This is a genomic window from Roseomonas sp. TS2 (assembly GCF_058833935.1).
The window spans coordinates 1-7,700 of the sequence record NZ_JCACVY010000196.1 but is presented as its reverse complement, the minus strand read 5'-3'; the positions used below and the strand labels follow the sequence as shown (position 1 = coordinate 7,700).

The following is a 7,700-nucleotide window of genomic DNA, read 5'->3' as shown; positions in this document are numbered from 1 at the left end:
GCTTCGCCCTGCTCTATGCCCTGCTGTGGGACTCCCAGGCCCGCCCCGGCCTGCTGCGCACCCCCACCGAGCCGCGCATGGCCCGCCTGGCCGGCATGGCCCGCGCCGTGCGGCGCGACGCGCACAAGATGCACGCCTTCCTGCGCTTCCGGGAGATCGAGACCCCCGAGGGGCCGCGCTCCGTCGCCTGGTTCGAGCCGGAGCACCACATCGTCGAGGCGGAGGCGGGCTTCTTCGTGCGGCGCTTCGCCATGCTGCGCTGGTCGATCCTGACGCCGCGCCGCTGCGCCCACTGGGATGGCGTGGCGCTGGCCTTCACCCCCGGCGCCCGCCGCGCCGATGCCCCGGCCGAGGACGCGGCGGAGGATCTGTGGCGCACCTACTTCGCCAGCATCTTCAACCCCGCCCGGCTGAAGCCGGACGCCATGCGCGCCGAGATGCCGAAGAAATACTGGAAGAACCTGCCGGAGGCGGCGGTCATCCCCGAACTGATGCAGGGCGCCGAGGGGCGGGTGCGCGTCATGCTGGGGCAGGAATTCCGCGCGCCGCGCCGGCGCCAGAAGGCGGAGGGGGACTGAACCCCCCCTCCGGCCTCATTCCGCCGGCAGCCACACCTTGAAGGTGGCGCCCTCGCCGGGGCGGCTCTCGATGTGGAGCTGGCCACGGTGGCGGTTGACGATGTGCTTGACGATGGCCAGCCCCAGCCCGGTGCCGCCCGCGTTGCGCGAGCGCGCCTTGTCCACCCGGTAGAAGCGTTCCGTCAGGCGCGGGATGTGCTCCCGCGCGATGCCGGGGCCGTCATCGGCCACGCTCATCGTCACGCCGGGGCGGGGGCTGCCGGTGCGCGCCACGCAGAGCTTCACCTCGCCGCCCTCCTGGCCGTGCCGCACCGCGTTCTCCAGCAGGTTGCGCAGCACCTGGGCGAGCTGCTCGGCATCGGCGGGCGCGGCGACGGCCGCCTCGTCCAGCTCCAGCGACAGCTCGACATGGCGGCTGGCCAGGATCGGCGCCATGGCCTCCGCCTCGGCGCGGGCCAGGGCGGCGAGCGGCACGCGCTCGGTCGGCGCCTGGTGCTCGGCCAGCTCGATGCGGGAGAGGCCGAGCAGGTCCTCGATCAGCCGCCGCATCCGCTCGGACTGCTCGGCCATGATGCCGAGGAAGCGTGCCTGCGCCTCCGGGTCGTCCTTCGCCGGGCCACGCAGCGTCTCGATGAAGCCCATCAGGCTGGCCAGCGGCGTGCGCAGCTCGTGGCTGGCATTGGCCACGAAATCGGCGCGCATCCGCTCCACCGCGCGCTCCCGCGTGCGGTCGGCGAGCAGCACCACCAGCCGCCCGCCGTCGAACAGCGGCGGGTCGAGCGGGATCACCTGCGCCGCCAGCTCGCGCGGCACCGGCACGGGCAGCACGATGTCCGCCGCCTGCCGCGTGCCCTCGGCCAGCGCCCGGTCCACCGCCCCGGCCAGGGCCGGGTGGCGCATCAGCGCGGCGGCGTCGCCGGCCAGCGGCCCGGCCTCGGCGGCGCGGGCGCCGAACAGCGCGCGGGCGGCGGCGTTGGCGCGCAGCGCCGCGCGGTCCGCCCCCAGCACCAGCAGCGGGTCCGGCAGGCTCTCCAGAATGGCGGCATCCGCCCGCCGCATCCGCCCCAGCAGCTCGCCGCGCTCGGCCAGGCTGCGCGCCAGCCGCGCCACGCCTTCCGACACCTCGGCCAGCGCCGGCAGCAGCGGCGGGGCGGAGGGCGGTTCCGGCCAGGCGCCCTCGCCCGCATCGGCGCGGCGCAGCACGGCGGCCAGCCGCGACAGGTTGCCGAGCCAGCGCCGCGCCAGCAGCAGCGCCGCCAGGGCGGTGCCCGCCATGGCGAACAGCGCCGGCCCCGCCTCGGCCCGGCCGGTGACGGCCAGCAGCGCCAGCAGCGCCAGCGGCACGCCGCCGATCAGCGCCGCCGAACCCAGCCAGCGGTGCAGCGCCGGCCTTTCCTCATCCATGCCAAGCTCCGGTGGCTGCGTGCGCGCGGCGGCGGGGCCCGGCCCCGCCGCGTCTCCCCTCAAGGACCGGCTCAGAAGCCGGCGGTGCCCGGCAGCTCGGCCGGAGCCGCCACGCCGGGCGGCGCGCCGGGGGCGATGGCATAGACCGCCAGCGCCCGCTGCACCTGCCCGCCCGGGTTCAGCCGCAGCGCGCCATCGGCCCCCAGCACCACCTCGCCCAGCGGCATCTGCGCCGCCGCCCCGGGCGGCTGGTTGCGCAGCGCGCGGGCGGCCAGCGCCGCGGCGTCGTAGGCCACGCCCACCACCCGCGCCGGGCGCTCGCCGAAGGCGGCCTCGTAGCGGCTGTCGAAATGGCCGCGCGCCGCCGGGTCGGGGCCGGGGAACCAGGCGCCGGCCAGGGCCGGCTGCTGCCCCATGCTCTCGTCATGCCCCCACAGCGCATGGCCGGCCAGGCGCAGCGGCGGCATGGCGGCGCCGGCCGAGGCGAGGCCGGCGGCGAAGTCCCGCGCCCGCGCGCCGCTCTCGCCCAGCAGCAGCATCTCGGCGCGCGATTCGGCGGGGGCGTCGGGGTCCGTGGCGCCGATCCGGCGCGCCACCTCCACCGCCACCACGCCAGGGGCGGCGGCGGCCGGGTACATCTCGATGACGGGGGCGGGCAGGCCGAGATCGCTCGCGGCGCCGCGCAGCGCCTCGGCCATCTGCCGGCCCAGCGCGCCGTTCGGCGCGGCCAGGGCGAAGCGGCGCACGCCCTGGGCGTTGGCGGCCGCCACCACGCGCCGCACCTGCTGCGCCGGCGTGATGCCGAGCGGCCAGACCTGCTGCGCCGCCTGGCTGCCATCGTTGGTGAAGGGCAGCATCGGCACGCCGGCGGCGCGCGCCGGGCTGGCCACCGCCGCCGTCTCCTGCGCCGTCAGCGGCCCGACGATGACGCGTGCGCCCTCGGCCATCGCCGCCCGCGCCGCCTCGGCCGCGCCGGCGGCCGTGCCGCCCGTGTCGCGCGGCAGGAACTCGAAGCCCGGCTCGCCCTGCTCGAACAGCGCGAGCTGCGCCGCGTTCAGCAGCGACTGGCCGAGCGCCGCGTTCTGCCCGGTGAGCGGCAGCAGCACCGCCACCTTGCTGCGGGGGGGCGGCGGCGGCAGAGTCGGCAGGCCGGCCGTGGGCGCCGGGGCGTAGGAAGGGCCGGAGGCTTGCGGCGCGCAGGCCGAGAGCGCCACAAGGCCCGTGAGCAGCGCAGCGCCGGCCAGCCATCGCCGGGTTTTCGGGAGAGTTCCAGTCAGTGCAGCCGGATGAGCCTGAGACGACGAGCGCGGAAACGACAAATGAAACCTCCCCCAATGGAACCGCAAGTGGACCCGCTCCGGGACCGGGCGGAAGGCCCGGGCTGACCCTGGTGGCGACGCCGATCGGCAACCTCGGCGACCTCGCCCCCCGCGCCCTGGCCGTGCTGCGCGCGGCCGACGCGGTGCTGTGCGAGGACACCAGGGTAACCGCTCCGCTGCTGGCGCGACATGGCGTTTCGGTGAGCCTTCTCCCGCTGCACGAGCACAACGAGGATGCCGCGACGCCCCGCCTGCTGGCGCGGATGGCGGGAGGGGAACACCTGGCGCTGGTTTCGGATGCCGGCACGCCGCTGATGAGCGACCCGGGCTACCGGCTGGTGCGCGCCGCCATCGCCGCCGGCCACACCGTCTCGGCGGTGCCGGGGGCGAATGCGGCGGTGATGGCGCTGACCCTCTCCGGCCTGCCGCCGCACCCCTACCTGTTCCACGGCTTCCTGCCGCCGCGGGAGGCGGCGCGGGCGGCGGAGCTGGGGCGGCTGCGCGCCGCCGAGCGCGCCGGCCTCTCCGCCACCCTCATCTTCTACGAGGCGCCGCACCGCCTGGCCGAGACGCTGGCGACGATGGCGCAGCAGCTCGGCCCCCGCCCGGCGGCGGTGGCGCGGGAGCTGACCAAGCGCTTCGAGGAGGTGCGGCGCGGCACGCTGGAGGCGCTGGCGGCGCACTACGCCGAGCACCCGGCGCGGGGCGAGATCGTGCTGGTGGTGGGGCCGCCCGCGGCGGAAGCCGAGGCGGGCGAGGCGGAGGCCAGCCTGGACGAGCGGCTGCGCGCCGCGCTGGCGGCCGGCGAGAGCCTGCGCGACGCCGCCGCGCTGGTGGCGGCGGCCACCGGCCTGCCGCGCAAGCAGGTCTATGCGCGGGCGCTGGCGCTGCGTGACGAGGGGTGACTCTTGCCCGCGCCGGCGCGGCGCTCTAGCAGGAAGGCCGGTGCCGAAGCGCGACCAGGGTCGGTCGCGAGGCCGATGGGAGCCTTGAGGGCATGGTCGAAACCGCGGTCGGGATCAGCGCGCCGATCATCATCTTTGCCTTCGACCGCGCGCCCTACCTGGAGCGCTTCTGCGCCTCGCTGAAGGCGCAGGAGGGGGTGACGCTCGACCAGAGCCGCATCTACCTGCTGCAGGACGGCGCCGTCTCCGCCGCCTCCGGCGTGCGCTACGCGGAGGACAAGGCGATCGCCGACAGCGTCGCGGCGTTCCGCGGCGTCTTCCCCGAAGGCCATGTGCTGCAGAGCCCCGACAACCTCGGCATCGCCTTCAACATCCAGCGCGGCGAGAAGCTGGCCTTCGAGACGCTGAAGGCGGAGACCGGCTATTTCTTCGAGGACGATCTCGAGCTCGGCCCTGCCTACCTGCTGATGATGGAGCGGCTGCGCCAAGCGCTCGCCCCCTTTCCGGAGGTCGGCTACTTCGCCGCCTATGGCGACCATCGTGCCACGCCGGACCCGGAGCGGGTGCGCGTGGTGCCGCTCGATCACCACTGGGGCTTCGGCCTGCGGCGCGGTGCCTGGCGCAGGATCAACGCCTGGCTGAAGCCCTATCTCGAGATCATCCGCCGCACCGACTACCCCAACCGCAACCACCTGGCCGTCTACCGCTGGCTCGAAGGCCAGGAGATGGCGATCGACAAATCCTCGCAGGACGCGATGAAGGCGCTGGCCTGCGCGCAGCTCGGCTTGGCGCGGGTGATGACCGATACCTGCTTCGGCCGCTACATCGGCGAGAAGGGGGCTTCCTTCAACGAGCGCCGCTTCCGCGAAATGGGCTACGACCGGATGACGCCCGTGGAGCGCGGCGACCTGCCCATCGCCCCCGCCTCGGCCGACAGCATCGCCGCCATCCTGGCGCAGCAGCAGGCGCATTTCCGCACCTTCCGCCAGCGCGACTTCGAAGGCTTCCTGGAGCGCTACGCGGGCCGACACTGGGACCCCGACCGGCTGCTGGAGCGCGAGGACGTGGCCGACCTCTACCGCCTGCTGCTCGACCGCCTGCCGGAAAGCGAAAACATCTACGAGCAGTATGTCGGCAAGACCACGGTACGCCGATTGCGGAGAATCATGTTCAACAGCCGGGAGTTCCAGGGCAGGAACACGAGAAAGTAAAGAGAAGCATTCTTTTTTGGAAAAAAGAACCAAAAAACTTTTTCGAGTTGGTGCCCTGCCCTGGATAATCTAGCGCCAGACTCGAAAAGTTTTTTTGCTTCTTTTTCTTCAGAAAAAGAAGAAGCTTCTCTCTATCCCCGCGCCAGCAGCAGTCGTGCCAGCCGGTCGAATTCCGCCACGCTGAGCGTCTCGGCGCGGCGCGTGCCGTCCAGCCCGGCGCCGCCGAGCAGCGCCTCGGCCTCGCCCAGCGACTTCAGGCTGGAGCGCAGCATCTTGCGCCGCTGCCCGAAGGCCGCCGCCGTCACCTTCTCCAGCGCCGCCATCAGCGCCGGGTCCGGCGCCCCGGCATGCGGCACGAGGTGGACAATGGCCGACCACACCTTGGGCGGCGGCGAGAAGGCGCCGGGCGGCAGGCGCAGCGTCATGCGCGCCTGGCAGCGCCACTGCGAGAGCACGGCGAGCCGGCCGTAATGCTCCGTGTCGGGGGCGGCGACGATGCGCTCGGCCACCTCCTGCTGGAACATCAGCGTCATGCTCTCGAACAGATGCGCCTGGCGCAGCCAGCCGATCAGCAGCGGCGTGCCGACATTGTAGGGCAGGTTGGCGACGATGCGGCGCGGCGCCGGCAGCAGGCTCTCCGCGTCGATCCTCAGCGCGTCGCCCTCGACGACGCGCAGCCGGCCGGGATAGGCGGCGGCCAGCTCCTCCTGCGCGGCGATGGCGCGGTGGTCCAGCTCCACCGCCACCACCTCGGCGGCGGCGGTGTCGAGCAGGGCGCGGGTCAGGCCGCCGGGGCCGGGGCCGACCTCCAGCACGTGCCGCCCCTCCAGAGGCGCGGCGATGGAGGCGATGCGGGCGCAGAGCGTGGCATCGAGCAGGAAGTGCTGGCCGAGCGCCTTGCGCGCCGCCAGCCCGTGCTTCGCGATGGTCTCGGCGAGCGAGGGAAGGGAGGCGGAAATGGCCGGATCAGCTCCGCATGTCGATCTGCGCGCGGCGGCGCAGGTCGCGCTGCAGCTGGCGCGAGGTCAGCTCGATGCGGTCGCGCAGGATCTGGGCACGCGCCTGGTCGGGCGTCAGCTCGGCCAGGTTGCGGGTCTCGCGCGAGCAGACGGCCAGCACCAGAACGCCCTCCGGCGTCACCAGCGGCTGGCTGGCGCGGTTGACGGCGAGGCTGGCGACGATGCCGCGCAGCGGCGCGGGCTGCAGGGTGTCCTGCCGCAGCGGGCCGCCGGGGTCGGCCGGGCGGTCGGAGCCGCGGGCGGCGGCCTCCAGGGCGGGGCAGGCCTTGCCCTCCAGGGCGCGCGCGCGCTCCAGCGCCTGGATCTGCTGCTGCGTCGGCGCCTGCGGGTCGAGCGCGCTGGTGAAGCCGAAGAAGGCCTGGCGCAGCGTGACGAGGGTGGCGATCTCGCGCCCCGTCTCGCGCTTCTGCCGCAGCGTGACGATCTGGAAGCCCCCCGGCACGCGCTGCGGGTTGGCGATGGCGCCGGGCGGCATCTGGCTCACGATGCGGCCCACGGCGGGGTCGAACTCGTCGGGGCGGGTCCAGCCCATGTCGCCGCCCTGCAGCGCGGTCTGGCTCTGGCTGAACTGGGTGGCGGCGGCGGCGAAGGGCACGCCGGCGCGGAGCTGGCCCACCACATCGTCCACGAAGCGGCGCACCTCCGGCTCGGCGGCCGGGTCGTCGACGGGGATGAAGATCTCGGAGACCAGGAATTCCGGCTCGCCGGTGCGCGCCTTGTGGGCGGCCATGAACTCCTCGATCTCCTGCGGCGAGACCTGGGCCTGGTTGCCGAGCTGCTGCCGCACCAGCCGCGACCAGCCGATCTGGTTGCGGATCTGGTCGAAGAGCGCGCGCGGCTGCACGCCGGCGCCGCGCAGCTGGGCCAGCAACCCGCCGGAGGGGAGGCCGTTGCGCTGCTCGATCTCCTCGATGGCGGCGGCGACATCGGCATCGGCCACGGGGATGCCGCGGCGCTGCACCTCCTGCATGCGCAGCCGCTCATCCACCAGCAGCCGCGTCACCTGGGGGCGCAGCCGGGTCAGCACCTCGGGGTTCGGCCCCATGCCGGCGTTCAGCGCGAAGAGGCGGGTGCGCGCGGCCACCTCGTTCGCCGTCACCACGTCGCCATTCACCACGGCGACGATGCGGTTCATCGGGGTGGCGCCGGGCTGGGCAGCGCTTTGGGCAGCCCCCTGGGCCGCGCCGGCCCGCTGGGCCAGGGCGCCCGGCGCGGTGGCGAGGGCGGCCAGCGGCAGCACCGCCGCCAGGGCCAGCGCGCGCCA

General features: G+C 74.5%; 7 protein-coding genes. 3 read left to right on the top strand and 4 right to left on the bottom strand.

Going from position 1 to position 7,700, the window contains the following annotated elements; all coding sequences use genetic code 11:
• Window positions 1–578 (top strand): TIGR03915 family putative DNA repair protein (locus ACZJYS_RS20865; RefSeq protein WP_493180191.1); only part of this gene is annotated, 578 nt, incomplete at its 5' end.
• A 15-nt stretch (window positions 579–593) separates the two neighbouring features.
• Here the strand turns inward: ACZJYS_RS20865 and ACZJYS_RS20860 are convergent.
• The gene (locus tag ACZJYS_RS20860) at window positions 594–1,982 is read right to left on the bottom strand and encodes an ATP-binding protein (RefSeq protein ID WP_493180190.1); all 1,389 of its coding nucleotides are present in this window, start codon (window positions 1,980–1,982) and stop codon (window positions 594–596) included.
• 71 nt (window positions 1,983–2,053) lie between these two features.
• Window positions 2,054–3,196: a penicillin-binding protein activator gene (locus ACZJYS_RS20855; RefSeq protein WP_493180189.1), complete on the bottom strand. Its 1,143-nt coding sequence runs from the start codon at window positions 3,194–3,196 to the stop codon at window positions 2,054–2,056.
• Between the two features lie 62 nt (window positions 3,197–3,258).
• Between ACZJYS_RS20855 and rsmI the strand changes: the two genes are divergently transcribed.
• Window positions 3,259–4,206 (top strand): 16S rRNA (cytidine(1402)-2'-O)-methyltransferase, encoded by a 948-nt coding sequence (gene rsmI / locus ACZJYS_RS20850; RefSeq protein WP_109518710.1) that lies wholly within the window; start codon window positions 3,259–3,261, stop codon window positions 4,204–4,206.
• A 92-nt stretch (window positions 4,207–4,298) separates the two neighbouring features.
• Window positions 4,299–5,417: a hypothetical protein gene (locus ACZJYS_RS20845; RefSeq protein WP_493180188.1), complete on the top strand. Its 1,119-nt coding sequence runs from the start codon at window positions 4,299–4,301 to the stop codon at window positions 5,415–5,417.
• Between the two features lie 131 nt (window positions 5,418–5,548).
• Here the strand turns inward: ACZJYS_RS20845 and rsmA are convergent, their stop codons facing one another.
• Both rsmA and ACZJYS_RS20835 read right to left on the bottom strand, forming a co-directional pair.
• Window positions 5,549–6,376 (bottom strand): 16S rRNA (adenine(1518)-N(6)/adenine(1519)-N(6))-dimethyltransferase RsmA, encoded by an 828-nt coding sequence (rsmA, locus tag ACZJYS_RS20840; RefSeq protein WP_493180192.1) that lies wholly within the window; start codon window positions 6,374–6,376, stop codon window positions 5,549–5,551.
• Between the two features lie 7 nt (window positions 6,377–6,383).
• Window positions 6,384–7,700 (bottom strand): peptidylprolyl isomerase (locus ACZJYS_RS20835; RefSeq protein WP_493180187.1); only part of this gene is annotated, 1,317 nt, incomplete at its 5' end.